Consider the following 16,712-nt stretch of genomic DNA (forward strand, 5'->3'; position numbering starts at 1 on the left):
GGCTTCACTGCCCCTGCGTCCCTGACCCTGCAGGTAACGCGAAAAGGGGCGGGGTCACCGTGATGGTGACCCCGCCCCTTTCGTGTTGGGTGCGTTAGCCGAGCGTCAGGACGCCGTCCACGCGCCGCGGGATCCCCAGCGGGTTGGAGTCGTGCAGCGCCGGGTGCAGCACGCTCTCCGGCGCGTCCTGGTAGGCCACGGGGCGCTGGAAGCGGCGGACTGCAGTGGCGCCCACGGACGTGAACAAGGAGGTCGTGGCCGGGTAGGGGCCGCCGTGTTGCTGGGCCCAGTTCACGGCCACCCCCGTGGGCCAACCGTCGAACAGGACCCTGCCGGCCAAAGTGCTCAGCTGCTCCACCAGTGCAGAAACGTCCTCGCCGGGTTGTGCGTGCACAGTGCCCGTGAGGCTTCCGGGAACCTTGGCGAGCGCGGCGGACAGCTCGTCCTGGGAGGCGTACTCGATCAGCAGCGTGGTGGGGCCGAAGCATTCCTCCAGCAACTCATCCGGGCGTTCCAGCACATTTGCGGCGCTGGTGGAGAACACCACAGGCGCGGCGCCGTCCGCCAGGCTGTCCTGCTCCACCGTGCCGCTGACGACGGCGACTCCCGGCTGCTCAGCAACGTTGCGCAGCCCGTCCGGATAGGCTTCCGCAATGCGCTCGGTCAGCATGGCGGCTGTCGGCTTGTCCTTGCTGGCCTCGGCAAGGTGCGATGCGAAGTCCGATCCCGCCGGGATGAACACCAGTCCGGGCTTGGTGCAGAACTGGCCGGCGCCCTGGGTAAAGGAACCCGCCAGGCCTGCCGCTAGCTGCTGACCGCGTTCGGCGAGCGCGTCCGCAGTGATGACCACCGGGTTCAAGCTGCCCAGTTCACCGTAGAACGGGATGGGCTCCGGGCGGGACGTCGCGAGATCGAACAGCGCCCGGCCGCCGGGGATGGAGCCGGTGAAGCCTACTGCCTTGATGGCCGGGTCCTGGACCAGTGCCGTGCCGGCTTCGCGTCCGCTGACCAGCGCGAAGATTCCGTCCGGGGCTCCGGCCTTGGCCAGCGCCTCGGTGACGATTTCCGCGGTCCGCTGGGACAGGCGAAGGTGGCCCGAGTGTGCTTTGACGACCACCGGGCAGCCAACTGCCAGAGCGGACGCTGTATCGCCGCCCGCCACGGAGAACGCGAACGGGAAGTTCGACGCCGAGAACACGGCCACGGGACCGATCGGCCGCAGTATGCGGCGCAGCTCTGGCTTGGGCGGGGTGGCGGACGGGTCAGCGTGGTCGATGACGGCTTCGAGGTACGAGCCTTCAGTGATGACGTTGGCGAACAGGCGCAGCTGCCCGCTGGTCCTCGCCACCTCGCCCGCGAGCCGGACGGTCCCGAGGCTTGTTTCAGAGTCGGCGATTGCTACCAGTTCGGTGACGTTGGCGTCCAAAGCGTCGGCGACGGCGGTCAGCCAGGCCGCGCGTTCGGCGTCGGAAGCTGCTGCGGTCACCTTCGCCGCTGCCGTGGCTGCGGCCGTGACGGCGGTCAGGTCAAGAGTTGCTGTACTCAATGCGGTTTCCTTTGCTTTCGGGGGCTGAAGTGTCAGTGGCTTGCGTCGGCGGCAATGCCCCGGCGAACTCGAAGCCGAGACCGGGCAGGCCGGCTGAACTAAGCCTGATGGTGCCTGTCGTGTTGCTGATCCGCACCGGGGAAGATCCGGCCAGGATCCCGAGTTGGCCGAACGAGGCATCCTCCACGTCCTCCACGCTGACCGGCTCTGCCAAGGTGAGCGCCAACTGTCCGGAGAGCTCCGGAAGCAAGTGCGGTGCCACCCTGATGCTGTGGGTGCGGGCCAACTCAACGATCCTGCGGAATGGGGTGATGCCGCCCACCCGGACAATGTTGGGCTGGATGATGTCCACGGCTTCCGCTTCGATGAAGTCACGGAAGCGGTAGACGGTGTGGACGTTCTCACCCAGGGCAATGGGAACCGGCGAGTGCTTGCGCAGGCGCCGGTATGCCCAGAGGTCGTCGGCGCGAATCGGTTCTTCCAGCCACTCCAGTCCGTACTCCCCCAAAACATCCAAGGCACGGAACGTGTGGGCGAGGTCCCAACGCTGGTTGGCGTCGATCATGAGCAGCCGGTCAGGGCCGATCACCTGGCGCACTGCGGCAACGCGCTCGGCATCCTCCCGGAGCTCGGGCTTGCCCACTTTGATCTTCACCGCGTTGTGTCCGGCAGCAACCCACCGCTGGGCTTGCTCCACGAGCTGTTCCAGGGTGTAGTGCAGGTTCACTCCGGAGCCGTACACCTCCACGGATTCCTGGCGCCGGCCCAGGAGCCCCGTGACGGACGTTCCCGCCTGGCGTGCTTTCAAGTCCCACAGGGCAAGGTCCACGCCCGCCATGGCGATGGTGGTCAGCCCTCCCCCGCCCGCTTCATGCAGCCGCTTCCACAGCTGGTCCCACACAATCTCCGGGTTCGCCTCGACGCCCCGGATGAAGGGGGCGATGTCGTGGTCCAAGAGGGCCTTCACTGCCTGGGGACCGATGGTCGGTGTCCATGAGAAGCCGTGGCCCGCGCCGCCGTCGTCCGTGGACAGTTCGGTGACAATCACGTGGTTCTCGGGCGCCTCCGCGCCCCAACTGCGTAGCAGCGGCACCGTGATCAGCCGGGTGCTGAGGCCCGTAATGCGGGCGGTCATCAGCTGCCGGCCAGCTCGTGGCCCTTGGCCAGGATGGCCTTGAGTTCCAGGAGCTGTTCCTCGCTGGGATCAACCAACGGCGGACGGACCGGGCCAACGGGCAATCCGGCGAGCCTCAGGCCGGCCTTGATAAGGGAGACGCCAAAGCCGGGGGTCTGGTCGCGCAGGCGGACCAGCGGCGCATAGAAGCCCTCAAGCAGCGCGTGACGGCGTTCTTCGTCACCTGAGATGTAGGCGTCGTAGTAGGCCTTGGCGATTTCGGGGGCCATGGCGAACGCTGCCGACGAGTACAGCGGGATGCCCAGGCCACGGTAGGCACCCTGGGTCAATTCCGCAGTGAGGAGGCCGTTGAAGAGCGCGAAGTCCTTACGCCCGCTCGCGTTGATGGCCGAGACAATTTCCTGGGCCAGCCCCACGTCCCCGATGCCGTCCTTGAAGCCGACTACCTTCGGGTTTGCGGTGAGGCGGGTGATCGCTTCGGCCGTGAACTTCGCGGTACCGCGGTGGTAGACGATCACGGGCAGGCTGCTCGCCGCAGCGATGGCCTCAACGTAGGCCACCACGCCGTCGGTGGGGCCGGTCACCAAGTAGGGCGGGAGCACCAGGAGGGCGTCCGCGCCGGCTTCCTCGGCCACCTTGGCAGCGGCAATGGCATGGCCCAGCGGGCCGCCGGCACCGGAGACCACGGGAACGGCACCCGCAACGGCCTCGACGGCGGCAGTCACCACGGTGCGGATCTCATCGAGGGAAAGCGCATGGAACTCGCCGGTGCCGCACGCCGGGAAGATGCCGCCCGGACCGAACGGGAGCCGTGAAGTGATGTGTTCCTTCAGCAGGGCAACATCAACGCTGCCGTCTTCGTCGAAGGGGGTGACGGGGAAGAACAGTACGCCGTCGAAATTCATGGTGTCTCCTTGGTTGCTCCCGCCGGGACCAGGCCGGCGGTGATCTCGTCATTGAGTGGTGCTCGGTTTGCGGCAGTGTCGGGGCCTTCGTAGGGCGGGGTGAGTTCGGTGCGCCAGGTGCGCTTCGGTTCCCAGCCCAAAAGGTCGCGGGCTTTGTCGATGGAGAACGCCGGGCTGGTGCCGGTCAAGTGTTGGGTCAGCGGGCCGCTGCCCGGCAGGAAGCGTGGGAACAGTTCCGCCAAGGGCGCTGTAGCCAGGGCATCCTTGGCGCCCACGAAGAACACCTCGCCGTTGGGAATGGAGTCCATCCTGTCCAGGAGAACGTCCAGGAAGTCGGCGACATCCCGGGCGTCCACGTAGTTGAACAGGGCCGGAGCGGACAGCGCGGGATCGTCCAGGCGTTCGCGGACTGTGTGGCCTTGCTGCGTGAGCGCTCCTTCCCACTCCTCCGGGGAGATCACGAAGCACGGACGGAAGGCCGCGTACCGGAGCTTGTCGCCCTGCGCCGCTGCGAACATCTGCACCGTTTGCTCGGCGATCAACTTGGACAGCGCGTAGGCGTTCCATGGCTTGGGCGGCGTCCGCTCGTCCAGGGGGAACGACGGCGGCAGCCACCCGGCCGGCGAGCCGTAGCCCAGGGCCGTGGGGCTGCTTGCTGTCACGATCTTCGGGACACCGGCGTCGGTGGCCGCGCTGATCACCGCGTAGGCGAGCCGCGTGTTCGTGCTGAAGATGACGTCTTCGGGTGCGCTGAAGGGTACGGCGATAGCAGCGAGGTGGATGACGGCGTCGGGCGCTGTTTCCCGGATCAGGCGTTCTGCCTCACCCGGCGCAAGAAGGTCTGCGGTGTATTGCCCGGCTCCGGCCGGCAGCTGTTCCGCCGGGATGGCGTCCCGGTCGACGGAAATCACCTCGTGGCCTGCTTCGGCGAGACCGGCCACCACGCTGCGGCCAAGCCTGCCGGAACCACCGGTGACGAAAATCCTGCTCATGATCTGTTCCTTGCGTTGGTAGGTGAACCGGTCAGGCCTGGCTGCGGCTGAGGTCAGCCCCGAGGCCAAGCTCGCTGATACGGACTGGAAGGTCTGTGTCCAGGGACTGGTTGCCGGCGATTCCCACGGACACCGAGCGAAGCCCGTCGATGTAGCCGGACGGGCGGCCCAGCGGGTCCTCGCCGGGACCGTTGAACAGGTCCGAGAGCAGCAGGTTGTCGCCGCCACCGTGACCACCCTCGCCATTGATGATGGGGACCTCGTAGGCAGCTTCCCAGTGTCGTTGGACAACCAGGCGCTCACCGTTACGGCGGACTGCGTCCTCTTCCTCGATGGGTGTCGCGCTCGGGTCAACCACAGTCTTCTTGTCGGTGCTGGACTCGACCGCGGCTCGTTCCACCACTTCGAGTTCCGCCCGGCCTTCAGTGCCGTTGACGGTGACGCGGTAGCCTTCCCACGGGCTGTGGGCGTTCAGCGAGTAGCTGAGTGTGGGGCCGCCCTGGTAGTCCACCACCAGTGCGAGGTTGTCTTCGATGGTGATGCCTTCGGTGAAGACGTCCTGGTCGCGGAGGTAGCCGTCAAACTTTTCGTTGTCGTAGTACAGGGCCTTCAGGCGTTCGTCCTCGCGCATGTCCAGACGGAAGGGGTCATGCTCGAGGCCATCAACGGTGCCACGCTCGGGACGGGAGCCCAAGCCACGCTCGGCAGCATTCTTGTCGCCGTAGAAGCGCAGGCCACCGGATGCGAACACGCGCTCCGGAACGTCGTTGATCCACCAGTTGACGAGGTCGAAGTGGTGCGAGGCCTTGTGGATCAGCAGGCCCCCGGAGTTCTTCTTTTCACGGTGCCAGCGGCGGAAGTAGTCAGCGCCGTGCACGGTGTCCAGGACCCAGCTGAAGTCGATGGACGTGACCTTGCCGATCACCCCGTTCTGGATGACTTCCTTGAGCGCGCTGTTTCGCGGCGAGTAGCGGTAGTTGAACGTGACCACCACGTTGCGGCCGGTCTTTGCGACCGCCTCCGTGATGCGGCGGCAGCCCTCAACGTCGATGGTCAGCGGCTTTTCAACCACGACGTCGGCACCGGCCTCAAGTGCCTCGACGATGTAATCCGCGTGGGTGTAATCGGGTGTGGTGACAATGACTCGTTCGATGCCGTTGGCCTGGATGAAGCCGGTCAGCTCGCCCGGCTCGAAGGACGCCACCGCCTGTGTTCCACCGAGTTCCTTGATGAGCTCCCGATAAAAGTCCACCCGGCCCTGGTTGACGTCCGAAAGGGCAATGAGTTCGGCGACATCCGCGTGCTGTCCGTAAATGGCCCGGATGTACATTTCCGAGCGTCCGCCGGTTCCAATCAGGGCGATCCTGGTCCGTTGGCGGCTGTCTGTCCGGGTTGCCGTTTCCGCTTCTGGGGTCCGGGTCTCGGCTGAGTCGACGTTGACCATGTGAATGCCCCTTTCAAAAGGCAGGAGTGAACCGTTTGACGGCCCGGGTTCGTGTGGAAGAATAACTGAGAAAGCGTTTTCTCGGAGGGATATAAGCTTTCTATCAAGACTCAGGTGGTCACGTCAACCACTGCTCCAACGACGGAGCACATGCGCGGCAGGCAAAAGGGAAGGGGCCACATGGCACGCAGGAACACCAACAGGCGCGTTGGGATTGCCGACGTCGCGGAGAAGGCCGGCGTTTCGCACGCCACGGTTTCACGCGTCATGAACGGTAACGCCGCGGTTGATCCCGGCATCGCCGCTCGGGTCCGCGCGGCTGCGGCCGAGCTCAAGTACCAACCCAACCCCGTGGGCCGAAGCCTGGCACTCGGGAAAACCGACACCATCGGCATTGTGGTCCCGGACCTGGCGAACCCCACCTTCCAGGCCATCCTGCGCGGACTCAGCATCGCAGCAGCCCAGGATGGGTACCGTGTCCTCATTGCCGACTCTTCGGAAGTCACCAGCGAAGAAGCGATCCTGGCCGGGGAGGCCCGGCGGCGCTGTGATGGCGTTGTCCTGTGCGCGCCCCGCATGGGCGATGCCGAACTTGAGGAACTGGCACCCACCCTGCACCCGCTGGTACTCATCAACCGGACCACTATTGCCACCAACACTCCGAGCCTGAGCGTGGACTATGGCCAGGGCATCCAGGAACTGGCGCAGCACCTGGTATCCCTGGGTCACCGCAGGCTGGTATTCCTTTCCGGGCCCGAGCACAGCGCTTCAAACCGGCAGCGCCTGGTGGGTTTGGACCACTTCCGGAAGGAGCACCCGGAGATCGAACTGCAGATGCTCCCGGGAGGTTCGAACTTCGATTCGGGCCACGAATCCACGGATGCCATCATCGCCAGCGGCGCCACAGGCATCCTGGCCTTCAACGACCTCGTCGCCATGGGCCTGCTCAGTGGCTTGCACGAGCGCGGAATCCGCGTCCCGGAGGACATTTCGGTCACCGGCTTCGATGACATTCCGTTCGCAAAATACACCACACCCCCGCTCACGACTGCGGCCGTGCCCATCAACGAACTCGGGAGCCTGGCCTGGCGGAGGATGCGCGAACAGATCCAGCAGGCCGGCGATGCCCCCGTCCAGGCTCAGGACGAATTCTCGCCCAGGGTCGAGATCCGGAAGAGCACCGCAGCCCCTGCCCTCAAGCCCGCTTAGAAAGCAACGCGGGGTCACTTATGGCCCTTTCGGGGGGCTTCTATGGGCCATAAGTGACCCCGCGTTGCTCTATGACCCGTGGGACGAGCCCACTCCGGCTTCTTTGTAGAAGCCTTGGATGTGGGCCGCCACCAGCGCAGCCGCCGTGCCGCCGTCGTTGTTGTTCACCGCGGCGAGGATGGCGCGGTGTTCCGCCCTCAGCCTGGCGCACGTGGCACTCCAGTCGGGCAGGTTCCCTGTCAGCTCACCCGCATAGTTTTCGATCGCACCCCGCAGCGACGCCATCATCGCACTGACGACGGCGTTTCCCGCCGCCTCGGCGAGGGCAACGTGGAAGCGGGCGTCGAGAGCCAGGAACGCGTCGATATCCTGCTCGGAATCCATCTGATCCAGCAGACCTGCGGCCTCCTCCAGCGCCGGAACACCCGTCTTGGCGCGCTCCGCCGCCCAGGATTCCAGAAGGACCCGCGTCTCCACGATATCGGCCACGGGAAGATGGCGCGTGGCCACATGAAGCCGGAGGGTGGATCCCAGCGCAGAGCCCGGTTCCGCGATGACCACGGTCCCGGCGTCCTTCCCCGAACCAACGCCCGCGCGGACCACACCCATTGCTTCGAGAATCCTGACTGCTTCCCGGACGGAAGTCCGGGACACCTGCAGCTGCTCCGCCATGGTCCGCTCGCCGGGCAGGCGCCCTCCGAGCGTGAGGTCGCCGTCGGAGAGCTGCTTCTCGATCCATTGCAGGACAAGTTCGTGGGTACGCATAACGGAATACTAGTTGATGTGGTCCGACCACATGGATTACAGTGTGGTTAGACCACAGTGGCAGGACCACAGAATTCAAGGGAGAACCGCATGACCGACACCCTCGATCCCAAGATCACCGCCGCCCCCGCAAATGCCGGGAGCGACGAAAACGTGAGCCGCCCGCCCCAGCCGCGACCCGCCGTCGTGCAGCCTCCGGCACTGAAGCGCCGCATCCCCAAAGTCTCGGACCTTGCCCCGCTGATGCAGTTCAAGAAGCCGGAATTCAGCAAGACCGCAGGGCTGAAGCGTGCCAGCACCATCTGGGAATTGCGGGACATCGCCAAGCGCCGCACTCCGAAGGCTCCGTTTGACTACACCGACGGTGCCGCCGAAGAAGAAATCACGCTGCGCCGGGCACGCCAGGCTTTCCAAGACATCGAGTTCCGCCCGGGCATCCTCCGGGACGTATCGCGGATCGATCTCCGCACGGACATTCTCGGCAAGGAATCACGCCTCCCCTTCGGCATCGCACCCACCGGGTTCACGCGCATGATGCAGTCCGAGGGCGAATACGCCGGCTCGCAGGCCGCTGAGGCCGCGGGTATTCCCTACACCTTGTCCACCATGGGCACCGCCTCGATCGAGGATGTCGCCACCGCAGCCCCGAACGGCCGCAACTGGTTCCAGCTTTACCTGTGGACCGACCGCGACCGCTCGCTCGAACTGATCGAACGTGCCGCCAAGGCAGGAAACGACACCCTCATGGTCACCGTGGACACTGCTGTGGCCGGGGCGCGCCTTCGCGATGTCCGCAACGGCATGACCATCCCGCCGGCGCTGACGGTGAAAACGGTCCTGGACGCGTCGTACCGTCCGGCGTGGTGGTTCAACTTCCTCACGCACGAACCCCTCACATTCGCGTCGCTGTCGCGCTACACCGGTACGGTTGCTGACCTCATCAACTCCATGTTCGACCCCACCCTCACCTATGAGGACCTGGACTGGCTCCGTGAAACCTGGAAGGGCAAGCTGGTGGTCAAGGGCATCCAGACCGTTGAAGACGCCCGTAAGGTAGTGGACCACGGCGCCGACGGCATCATCCTGTCCAACCACGGCGGCCGCCAACTGGACCGCGCGCCGATCCCCTTCCACCTGCTCCCGGACGTCACCTCGGCGTTGAAGGCAGACAACAGCCAGGCCGAAGTCATCCTGGACACCGGCATCATGAGCGGCGCCGACATCGTGGCCGCCTTGGCCCTGGGCGCCGACTTCGCACTGATCGGCCGTGCCTACCTTTACGGACTGATGGCCGGCGGCCGTGAAGGCGTGGACCGGACCATCCAGATCCTGGAGAAGGACATGACCCGGACCATGGCACTCCTGGGCGTCAGCAAGGTCTCGGACCTGAACCCGGACCACGTGCGGCTCCTGCAGCGCTGAGCGCAGCCAAGCACATACACCCGAGCACAAAGCTGTAGAGGCCGTTTTGAATATTCAAAACGGCCTCTACTTTTGGATTTGGGGAGGTGCTAGATCAGGCCCTGCGCGAGCATCGCATCGGCCACCTTGACGAAGCCACCGATATTGGCCCCCACCACGTAGTTTCCAGGCGCCCCGTATTCCTCGGCGGTCTCGGCGCAACGGTCATGGATACCCACCATGATCTCGGTGAGGCGCTGCTCGGTGTGCTCGAAAGACCAGGAGTCACGGCTGGCGTTCTGCTGCATTTCCAGCGCTGAGGTCGCAACGCCACCGGCGTTGGCGGCCTTGCCCGGACCGAACAGGATCCCAGCTTCCTGGAACACGGATACGGCCGAACGCGTGGAGGGCATGTTGGCGCCCTCGGCCACGGCGATCAGTCCATTGCTGACCAGCTTGGCTGCGGCCTCGCCGTCGAGTTCATTCTGTGTGGCGCACGGCAACGCGACAGTACCGTTCACATCCCAAACGGAACCGCCGGCAACGTGGCTGGCACCCGGCCGCCGGGCAGCGTAATCGGTGAGGCGCCCGCGCTCGACCTCCTTGATCTGGCTCAACAGCGCGACGTCGATCCCCGCCTCGTCCACGATGTAGCCGGCCGAATCGGAGCAGGCCACCACCGTGGCACCGAGGGACTGCGCCTTGGCGATGGCGTGAATGGCGACATTGCCCGACCCGGAGACCACCACACGCTGGCCGTCAAAGGACTGGCCCTTGGTCTTGAGCATCTCCTGGGCGAAAATCACGGTGCCATACCCGGTGGCTTCGGGACGGACCAGGGAACCACCCCAGGAAATGCCCTTGCCAGTGAGGACGCCGGATTCATAGCGGTTGGTGATGCGCTTGTACTGGCCGAAAAGGTAGCCGATTTCGCGGCCGCCCACACCGATGTCGCCGGCCGGAACGTCGGTGTACTCGCCGATGTGGCGGTACAGCTCGGTCATGAAGGACTGGCAGAAGCGCATGATTTCGGCGTCGGAACGTCCGCGGGGATCGAAGTCCGAGCCGCCTTTGCCGCCGCCGATCGGCATGCCCGTCAGGGCGTTCTTGAAGATCTGCTCGAAACCGAGGAACTTGACGATGCCCAGATACACGGAGGGGTGGAAGCGGAGTCCACCTTTGTAGGGTCCGAGCGCGGAGTTGAACTCCACCCGGAAGCCGCGGTTCACGTGGACGCGTCCGGCGTCGTCGGTCCACGGGACGCGGAAGATGATCTGGCGTTCGGGTTCGCACAGGCGTTCCAGGACGGCACCCTCCAGGAACTCGGGATGACGGTCGTGCACCGGGCCAAGGCTTTCGAAGACCTCACTGACGGCCTGGTGGAATTCCTTCTCCCCCGGGTTCCTCGCCAAAACAGTGTCGCGGACGGCTTCGAGCCTTGAATCCATGCGTCTTCCTAACCTCGGTGCGCCGGCCAGCGGCGGGACGAATCAGTCCCGCCCATGGTTGCACCCGAGGACATAGGATCTCCATCCGGAGCCAATGTGACCCTCCGGATGGAGTTAACACAACTGTAGAAAATCACCGATAAATCAAGGAACCGGAAGGTTAACAAGAACTCACAATGTGACGAGGATCACGTTAGATGGAGGCTTCTCAGCGTTTGCGGCCGAACTTGGGGAGGTTGGGCAGATTCGGCAGATTGGCCAACAGGTCAGCAGCCTTGGTAGCGGCCCGGCCCACGGTCCGGCCGATTTGCTGGGGAACGGTATCGTCGGACGCCGGATCAAGTGAGACGGGGGTGCCGCTTGCGTGGACCTTCGCGGCCTGGTTGATTGCCTCGGGAAGGGTCGGCGTCTCAACCGGGGCGGCTGCAGGCTCGACGGCAGCCGGCGCAGCGGCAGGCGCGACGGCGGCGGGAACCGAGGGAACGACGTCGAACGTTTCGAGCCAATTGGCGACGCCGGCGAGCGGCTTGGGATTGAGCGCGTAGAAGCGCTTCTGGCCCTGGGCGCGCATGCTGACGAGATCGGCCTCGCGGAGCACCTTCAGATGCTTGGAGATAGTGGGCTGGCTCGCAGCCAGTTCCTCCACCAGTTCGCCTACTGCTTTATCCCCAGAGCGGAGGGAGACCAGGATGTCGCGCCTGGTTGCCTCAGCTATGACGGCAAATACGTCGTCAGTCACCATGCCTTACACCCTAGCGACATATACGCCGATTGGCATCCCTGTTTCGTTGTGATGCGGCGGGTTTCGTTGTGATGCGGCGGCAGTTCGTTGACCCTCCCCATGGCTGGTGCTACAACAGAGTCACGGCCCGTCCGGGCTCCCAGGGCCCCGGCCGCCCAGAGCGCGGGGTGAGTGGCAATGAGTGACTTCTTTCGGCGGCACATCTTCAACATCATCGCCGCAGTCTTCCTCGCTTTGTTCGTCCTCGTGTGGGCCACTGTGCTGCTGCGGGTCGGGACATGGGTGCCCACCGGCGGCGCCAAAGCCCCCGAACTCAACGGCGCCCTGGTGACCGCGGCGGGAGTCCTGGCGACCTCGCTGAGTTCCCTGACGGCGTCGGCCTTGGGTTTCACCATCGCCGAAGTCAAGAGCGGGAACCAGAAGGCCGGCGACCCGAATCCCGTGATCCGCCCGTCAGAGGTGGCCATGAAACTCTCTGGCCGGGTGATCTTCGCCATCATGGTCTACATGACCATGGGGATGCTGGTCCTGGTGGTCTGGTTGTTCAAAGGACAGGCATCCACGGATCTGATCGGTGCTTTCGCCCTGTCCCTGCTGGGCTGGCTCATCGGCGCAGCGGGAGTGGTCTTCCAAACGGAGAAGACCGAGCCCTAGCCTAAGGCCCCACGAACCGCGCCTTAGTCGAACCACGGATCCAATCCATACAGCGGGAAGATTTCCTTACGGGTCGCTATGACCGTCCGGTCAACCTCGTCCGCGGGATCGTAGCCAACCTCCCAGGAGCGCCACCAGACGTCAACGTCGTCACCCATCGACTCCGGTGCCGTCACTCCGTACGTTTCCTTCACATAGGTCCGCCAGGCTTCCGGCACCGGGGTGCTGAGCGGCACAGGGCGCTGCGTCACCATGCCGATCAGGTGGCTCCACGCGCGCGGCACAACGCCGGTGACGTCGTAGCCGCCTCCCCCGGTGGCGATCCAACGGTTGTCGCAATAGCGGGCAGCAAGGCTCGCGACGGCGGAAGCGGCCTCGCGCTGTCCGTCGATACTCAGGTTGAGGTGCGTCAGGGGATCGTTCCGATGCGAGTCGCAGCCGTGCTGGCTCACGATCACCTCGGGTTGGAAGGCTCCCACCAGCTGCGGAACCACAGCATGGAAAGCCCGCAACCAGGCGGCGTCCCCGGTGAACGTCGGAAGCGCAACGTTGACTGCTGTTCCGATCGCGTCCGGCCCACCGGTTTCGTTGGCGAAACCCGTTCCGGGGAACAGCGTGAGGCCTGTTTCGTGGAGGCTGATGGTCATGACGCGGGGGTCGTTCCAGAAAATACCCTGCGTGCCGTCCCCGTGGTGGGCGTCGACATCGATGCTCACCACGCGCTGCACACCGCCGTCGAGCAGCCGCTGGATGGCCATGGCGACATCGTTGTAAACGCAGAATCCGCTGGCCCGCTCCCGGGCGGCGTGGTGCATGCCGCCGCTGAAGTTCACGGCCCGCACAGCGCGGCCGGAAAGGATCGTGTCAGCCGCCAGAAGCGATCCTCCGGCCAGGCGGGCGCTGGCTTCATGCATTCCTGCAAAGGCGGGGTCGTCTTCGGTGCCCAGGCCACGGTCTTCCTCCGGAGTGGACGGGTCTTCGCTGACGCGGCGCACCGCCGCCACATATCCGGGGCTGTGGACAGAAAGAAGTTCGACGTCGGTCGCCACGCTGGGTGCCTCCACCGCCACATGATGGTGTCCGAAGAGTCCCAACGATTCTGCGAGGCGGGCTGTCAGTTCCAGCCGCTGCGGAGCCATGGGATGGCCCGGACCAAAATTGTAGGCAGTCATGGCTGGATCCCACACCACCGTCGTTGGCAGTGCGGACCGCGTAATGCTGGAAGCAGCTGTTCCAAGCCTGGAGTTCATCCAGAACAGGCTACCTGAGGCTGGAACGCCTCAACGCCCGGTTACGCGCGCGAATAGTGGTTTACTACTCAGGAAAGCTTGTTTCAACCAAGGAAGAACGCCATGTCCCACAGCCAGTCGCGGTCAACGAGCCCGAGCAACTGGCAACCCATTCAGCAGGAACGCGAAGGTCTCTGGATCTTCACGCGCGTGCGTGACTTCATCGACAACATTGCCAACACCTCACCGGCGCGTTTGGCACTGACGGTGTTCGCCGTCGTCATCCTGTTCTTCACTGGATTGCTGTCCCTTCCCGCGGCCTCGACGGAAGGGGTGGTGACGCCACTGCACCAGGCTCTGTTCACTGCCGTATCGAGTGTCTGCGTCACCGGGTTGACTGTGGTTTCCACAGCCACCCATTGGACGTTTTTCGGCCAGCTCGTCATCCTGGTCGGCATCTTCGTTGGAGGCTTGGGCACCCTCACGCTGGCCTCTCTTTTGGCCCTCATGGTCAGCAAGCGGCTCGGTGTGCGCGGCAAGCTCATCGCACAGGAAGCCATGAACAATGCAGGCCGCCTCGGTGAAGTGGGTACCCTGCTCCGAATCGTGATCGTGACCTCGGTGGTGATCGAAGGAGCCCTCGCGCTGGCGCTTATTCCGCGCTTCATCGTGCTCGGCGAAGACTTCTGGCAAGCGGTGTGGCACGGAGTTTTCTACTCGATCTCTTCTTTCAACAACGCCGGTTTCACGCCTCACTCGGACGGCATCGTGCCCTACGAAACCGACCTCTGGATACTTGTGCCCCTGATGCTCGGGGTCTTCCTCGGCAGTCTGGGCTTCCCGGTAGTGATGGTGCTGCAGCAGAACGGGCTCAACTGGAAGAAATGGAACCTCCACACCAAGCTCACCATCCAGGTTTCCTTTATCCTGCTCGTCGCCGGCACAGTGCTCTGGGCCATGATGGAGTGGGACAACGTGCGGACCATCGCGAACATGGACCTCGGCGACAAGATCACGCATTCGCTCTTTGCGTCCGTAATGACGCGTTCGGGCGGCTTCAACCTGGTGGACCAGAACCACATGGAATCCACCACCATGCTCCTCACCGACGCACTCATGTTTGCCGGCGGCGGGTCCGCCTCCACAGCAGGTGGCATCAAAGTGACCACCATTGCCGTCATGTTCCTTGCCATCATGGCCGAAGCCCGCGGTGACGCCGATGTGAAGGTCTACGGTCGTACCATTCCCCAAGGCACCATGCGTGTGGCCATTTCGGTGATCGTTGCTGGCGCCACCTTGGTATCCGTGGCAGCATTCTTGTTGCTCTCCATCAGCGGAGCGTCGCTGGACCGGGTGCTTTTCGAATCCATCTCCGCCTTCGCCACCGTGGGACTCAGCACCAACCTCAGTGCCGAGCTGCCGCCGTCGGGAGTTTATGTACTGACAGCGCTGATGTTCGCCGGACGCGTCGGCACAGTAACCCTTGCAGCCGGCCTGGCCCTGCGCCAGCGCAGCCAGCTGTTCCACTACCCGGAAGAGAGGCCAATCATTGGCTAACACCACGGGGGCTGCCAACCGCCCCGCACACAATGCCCCAGTGCTGGTCATTGGCCTGGGCCGGTTCGGCTCTGCCACAGCCGAGCAATTGGTGAAGCAGGGCCGCGAAGTTTTGGCCATCGAGCGCGACCGCACGCTGGTTCAAAAGTGGGCCCCTGTGCTGACGCACGTTGTGGAGGCCGATGCCACCAACATCGATGCCCTCCGCCAGTTGGGCGCCCAGGAGTTCAGCTCCGCCGTAGTGGGCGTGGGCACCTCCATTGAATCGTCCGTGCTCATCACCGTGAACCTCGTGGACCTCGGCATCCAGCACCTCTGGGTCAAGGCCATCACCCCCTCGCACGGCAAGATCCTCACCCGCATCGGCGCCAACCACGTGATCTACCCGGAGGCCGACGCCGGCGTGCGCGCCGCCCACCTGGTATCGGGCAGGATGCTGGACTTCATCGAGTTCGACGACGACTACGCAATCGTCAAGATGTACCCGCCCAAGGAAACGGTTGGCTTCACGCTGGAAGAGTCCAAGGTCCGTTCCAAATACGGTGTGACGATTGTCGGCGTGAAAACCCCCGGCGAAGACTTCACCTACGCCCGGCCGGAAACCAAAGTGTCCGGCCACGACATGTTGATCGTGTCCGGACACGTAGACCTGCTGGAGCGGTTCGCCGCCCGCCCGTAGCCACTGATTTTTGGTACAGCAAACGCCCTTCCGCCGCTCGCGGGAGGGCGTTTGCCGTAGGGAACTAGCCGAGCTGCTTGGTGATCTCCGCTGCGCGGGCCGCTGCAGCCCTGGCGCCGTCGGCAATGATCCTGGGGATCCCGCCGTCGTCAAATGCCATGATGGCGCGTTCAGTCGTGCCGTTGGGGCTCGTGACGGCGATGCGGAGCGCACGCGGGTCCGCCCCCGGTTCGGCCAGCATGAAACCTGCACCGGCCACCGTCTCGCGTGCCAGCATCAGGGAGAGTTCTTCGTCCAGGCCAAGCTCCACGCCCGCAGCAGCCATTGCTTCAGCCAAATAGAACGCGTAGGCCGGGCCCGAGCCACTGATGGCCGACAACGCGTCCACCTGCTCTTCGGGAACCTCAACTACCTTGCCGGCACCGGCCAACGCCGTTTTGACCTTCTCCAGCTGTTCCGGCGTGCAGTGCGTTCCAGGCGAAACAGACACGACGCCGCGGCCCAGCCTGGCAGGGGTGTTGGGCATCGTACGGATCACCGGCTGGCCTTCCGGCAGCGCCGCCTCAAGCTGCGCGACGGAAACGGCCGCAGCGACGCTCACCACAATGGTGTCCTTCGACAATGACGGGCTGATTTCCCGGGCAAGATCCGCAATGCCCACTGGCTTCACTCCGAGGATGACCATCCCGGAACCTTTGGTGGCCAGCTTGTTGTTGTCCGGTTCTTCTTCGCCGGCGATCGCCATGACGCCGTGCCGCTGGGCAAGTTCATCGGCGCGTTCCGGCCGGCGAACCGTTGCCACGATGTCGGAGGGATCCGTGCCCGCTGCGAGCAGACCCCCCATGATTGCCTCGTTCATGGATCCACAGCCAAGGAAAGCGATTCGGTTGCTCATGGCTCCATCATTGCAGCAGACCTCGGACAGGGTCGAATGGGTTCCGGATTCACAGCTTGTTCCCAAGGTTATTGCAGGCAGTACCCATGCTTGGTCCGTAACTTAGTAGTT

Annotated in this window: 15 protein-coding genes; 5 read left to right on the forward strand and 10 right to left on the reverse strand. The window is 64.5% G+C overall.

Annotation, left to right across the window (positions count from 1 at the left end):
• Positions 1 to 94 precede the first annotated feature (94 nt).
• The 5 genes from PYR64_RS15135 to PYR64_RS15155 are packed head-to-tail and all read right to left on the reverse strand — an operon-like array spanning position 95 to position 6,022.
• On the reverse strand, positions 95 to 1,546 hold the full coding sequence (locus tag PYR64_RS15135) for an aldehyde dehydrogenase (NADP(+)) (protein ID WP_189075399.1): 1,452 nt from the start codon (positions 1,544 to 1,546) through the stop codon (positions 95 to 97).
• Positions 1,527 to 2,681 carry a mandelate racemase/muconate lactonizing enzyme family protein gene (locus tag PYR64_RS15140; protein WP_275776072.1) on the reverse strand — a complete coding sequence of 385 codons (1,155 nt, stop codon included), beginning with the start codon at positions 2,679 to 2,681 and terminating at the stop codon, positions 1,527 to 1,529. Before PYR64_RS15140 ends, PYR64_RS15135 begins: the two co-directional genes overlap by 20 nt.
• Positions 2,681 to 3,586, reverse strand: coding sequence for a 5-dehydro-4-deoxyglucarate dehydratase (locus tag PYR64_RS15145; protein ID WP_275776074.1), 906 nt, complete (start codon positions 3,584 to 3,586; stop codon positions 2,681 to 2,683). The genes PYR64_RS15140 and PYR64_RS15145 overlap by 1 nt, the downstream gene beginning before the upstream one ends.
• A complete protein-coding gene (locus tag PYR64_RS15150; protein ID WP_275776076.1) occupies positions 3,583 to 4,578 on the reverse strand; it encodes an NAD(P)-dependent oxidoreductase in 996 nt (331 codons plus the stop codon). Before PYR64_RS15150 ends, PYR64_RS15145 begins: the two co-directional genes overlap by 4 nt.
• Positions 4,579 to 4,609: 31 nt before the next feature.
• Positions 4,610 to 6,022, reverse strand: coding sequence for a Gfo/Idh/MocA family oxidoreductase (locus PYR64_RS15155; RefSeq protein WP_055971153.1), 1,413 nt, complete (start codon positions 6,020 to 6,022; stop codon positions 4,610 to 4,612).
• A gap of 180 nt (positions 6,023 to 6,202) precedes the next feature.
• Between PYR64_RS15155 and PYR64_RS15160 the strand changes: the two genes are divergently transcribed.
• Complete coding sequence (locus tag PYR64_RS15160) at positions 6,203 to 7,231, forward strand: LacI family DNA-binding transcriptional regulator (RefSeq protein WP_055971151.1); 1,029 nt, start codon at positions 6,203 to 6,205, stop codon at positions 7,229 to 7,231.
• Between the two features lie 69 nt (positions 7,232 to 7,300).
• On the opposite strand, the gene PYR64_RS15165 is transcribed toward PYR64_RS15160, so the two are convergent.
• The gene (locus PYR64_RS15165) at positions 7,301 to 7,996 is read right to left on the reverse strand and encodes an FCD domain-containing protein (protein ID WP_018777006.1); all 696 of its coding nucleotides are present in this window, start codon (positions 7,994 to 7,996) and stop codon (positions 7,301 to 7,303) included.
• A 90-nt stretch (positions 7,997 to 8,086) separates the two neighbouring features.
• Here PYR64_RS15165 and PYR64_RS15170 point away from each other — a divergent pair, with 90 nt between their 5' ends.
• Positions 8,087 to 9,418, forward strand: a complete 1,332-nt coding sequence (locus PYR64_RS15170; RefSeq protein ID WP_275776079.1) for an alpha-hydroxy acid oxidase — start codon at positions 8,087 to 8,089, stop codon at positions 9,416 to 9,418.
• Between the two features lie 89 nt (positions 9,419 to 9,507).
• On the opposite strand, the gene gdhA is transcribed toward PYR64_RS15170, so the two are convergent.
• Both gdhA and PYR64_RS15180 read right to left on the reverse strand, forming a co-directional pair.
• The gene (gene gdhA / locus PYR64_RS15175) at positions 9,508 to 10,845 is read right to left on the reverse strand and encodes an NADP-specific glutamate dehydrogenase (protein ID WP_055971149.1); all 1,338 of its coding nucleotides are present in this window, start codon (positions 10,843 to 10,845) and stop codon (positions 9,508 to 9,510) included.
• 208 nt (positions 10,846 to 11,053) lie between these two features.
• On the reverse strand, positions 11,054 to 11,587 hold the full coding sequence (locus PYR64_RS15180) for a metalloregulator ArsR/SmtB family transcription factor (protein WP_055971146.1): 534 nt from the start codon (positions 11,585 to 11,587) through the stop codon (positions 11,054 to 11,056).
• 177 nt (positions 11,588 to 11,764) lie between these two features.
• Between PYR64_RS15180 and PYR64_RS15185 the strand changes: the two genes are divergently transcribed.
• On the forward strand, positions 11,765 to 12,241 hold the full coding sequence (locus tag PYR64_RS15185; RefSeq protein ID WP_039242798.1) for a hypothetical protein: 477 nt from the start codon (positions 11,765 to 11,767) through the stop codon (positions 12,239 to 12,241).
• A 23-nt stretch (positions 12,242 to 12,264) separates the two neighbouring features.
• On the opposite strand, the gene PYR64_RS15190 is transcribed toward PYR64_RS15185, so the two are convergent.
• Complete coding sequence (locus PYR64_RS15190) at positions 12,265 to 13,491, reverse strand: acetoin utilization protein AcuC (RefSeq protein ID WP_275776080.1); 1,227 nt, start codon at positions 13,489 to 13,491, stop codon at positions 12,265 to 12,267.
• 102 nt (positions 13,492 to 13,593) lie between these two features.
• On the opposite strand from PYR64_RS15190, the gene PYR64_RS15195 reads away from it, so the two are divergent.
• Positions 13,594 to 15,027 carry a potassium transporter TrkG gene (locus tag PYR64_RS15195; RefSeq protein WP_018777012.1) on the forward strand — a complete coding sequence of 478 codons (1,434 nt, stop codon included), beginning with the start codon at positions 13,594 to 13,596 and terminating at the stop codon, positions 15,025 to 15,027.
• A gap of 40 nt (positions 15,028 to 15,067) precedes the next feature.
• Positions 15,068 to 15,706, forward strand: a complete 639-nt coding sequence (locus PYR64_RS15200) for a TrkA family potassium uptake protein (protein WP_011775951.1) — start codon at positions 15,068 to 15,070, stop codon at positions 15,704 to 15,706.
• 64 nt (positions 15,707 to 15,770) lie between these two features.
• Here the strand turns inward: PYR64_RS15200 and proC are convergent, their stop codons facing one another.
• Positions 15,771 to 16,601, reverse strand: a complete 831-nt coding sequence (gene proC, locus PYR64_RS15205; RefSeq protein WP_055971140.1) for a pyrroline-5-carboxylate reductase — start codon at positions 16,599 to 16,601, stop codon at positions 15,771 to 15,773.
• Positions 16,602 to 16,712: the final 111 nt, after the last annotated feature.

It is taken from the genome of Paenarthrobacter sp. Y-19, assembly GCF_029223985.1.
Classification (GTDB): Bacteria; Actinomycetota; Actinomycetes; order Actinomycetales; family Micrococcaceae; genus Arthrobacter; species Arthrobacter nicotinovorans.

What these genes read in the sequence shown, in the direction of transcription:
- PYR64_RS15180 (WP_055971146.1), bottom strand. Translation starts at nt 11,587, where the DNA reads ATGGTGACTGACGACGTATTTGCCGTCATAGCTGAGGCAACCAGGCGC.
- PYR64_RS15155 (WP_055971153.1), bottom strand. Translation starts at nt 6,022, where the DNA reads ATGGTCAACGTCGACTCAGCCGAGACCCGGACCCCAGAAGCGGAAACG.
- PYR64_RS15195 (WP_018777012.1), top strand. Translation starts at nt 13,594, where the DNA reads ATGTCCCACAGCCAGTCGCGGTCAACGAGCCCGAGCAACTGGCAACCC.
- PYR64_RS15170 (WP_275776079.1), top strand. Translation starts at nt 8,087, where the DNA reads ATGACCGACACCCTCGATCCCAAGATCACCGCCGCCCCCGCAAATGCC.
- PYR64_RS15150 (WP_275776076.1), bottom strand. Translation starts at nt 4,578, where the DNA reads ATGAGCAGGATTTTCGTCACCGGTGGTTCCGGCAGGCTTGGCCGCAGC.
- PYR64_RS15190 (WP_275776080.1), bottom strand. Translation starts at nt 13,491, where the DNA reads ATGAACTCCAGGCTTGGAACAGCTGCTTCCAGCATTACGCGGTCCGCA.
- gdhA (WP_055971149.1), bottom strand. Translation starts at nt 10,845, where the DNA reads ATGGATTCAAGGCTCGAAGCCGTCCGCGACACTGTTTTGGCGAGGAAC.
- PYR64_RS15185 (WP_039242798.1), top strand. Translation starts at nt 11,765, where the DNA reads ATGAGTGACTTCTTTCGGCGGCACATCTTCAACATCATCGCCGCAGTC.
- PYR64_RS15140 (WP_275776072.1), bottom strand. Translation starts at nt 2,681, where the DNA reads ATGACCGCCCGCATTACGGGCCTCAGCACCCGGCTGATCACGGTGCCG.
- PYR64_RS15160 (WP_055971151.1), top strand. Translation starts at nt 6,203, where the DNA reads ATGGCACGCAGGAACACCAACAGGCGCGTTGGGATTGCCGACGTCGCG.
- proC (WP_055971140.1), bottom strand. Translation starts at nt 16,601, where the DNA reads ATGAGCAACCGAATCGCTTTCCTTGGCTGTGGATCCATGAACGAGGCA.
- PYR64_RS15165 (WP_018777006.1), bottom strand. Translation starts at nt 7,996, where the DNA reads ATGCGTACCCACGAACTTGTCCTGCAATGGATCGAGAAGCAGCTCTCC.
- PYR64_RS15145 (WP_275776074.1), bottom strand. Translation starts at nt 3,586, where the DNA reads ATGAATTTCGACGGCGTACTGTTCTTCCCCGTCACCCCCTTCGACGAA.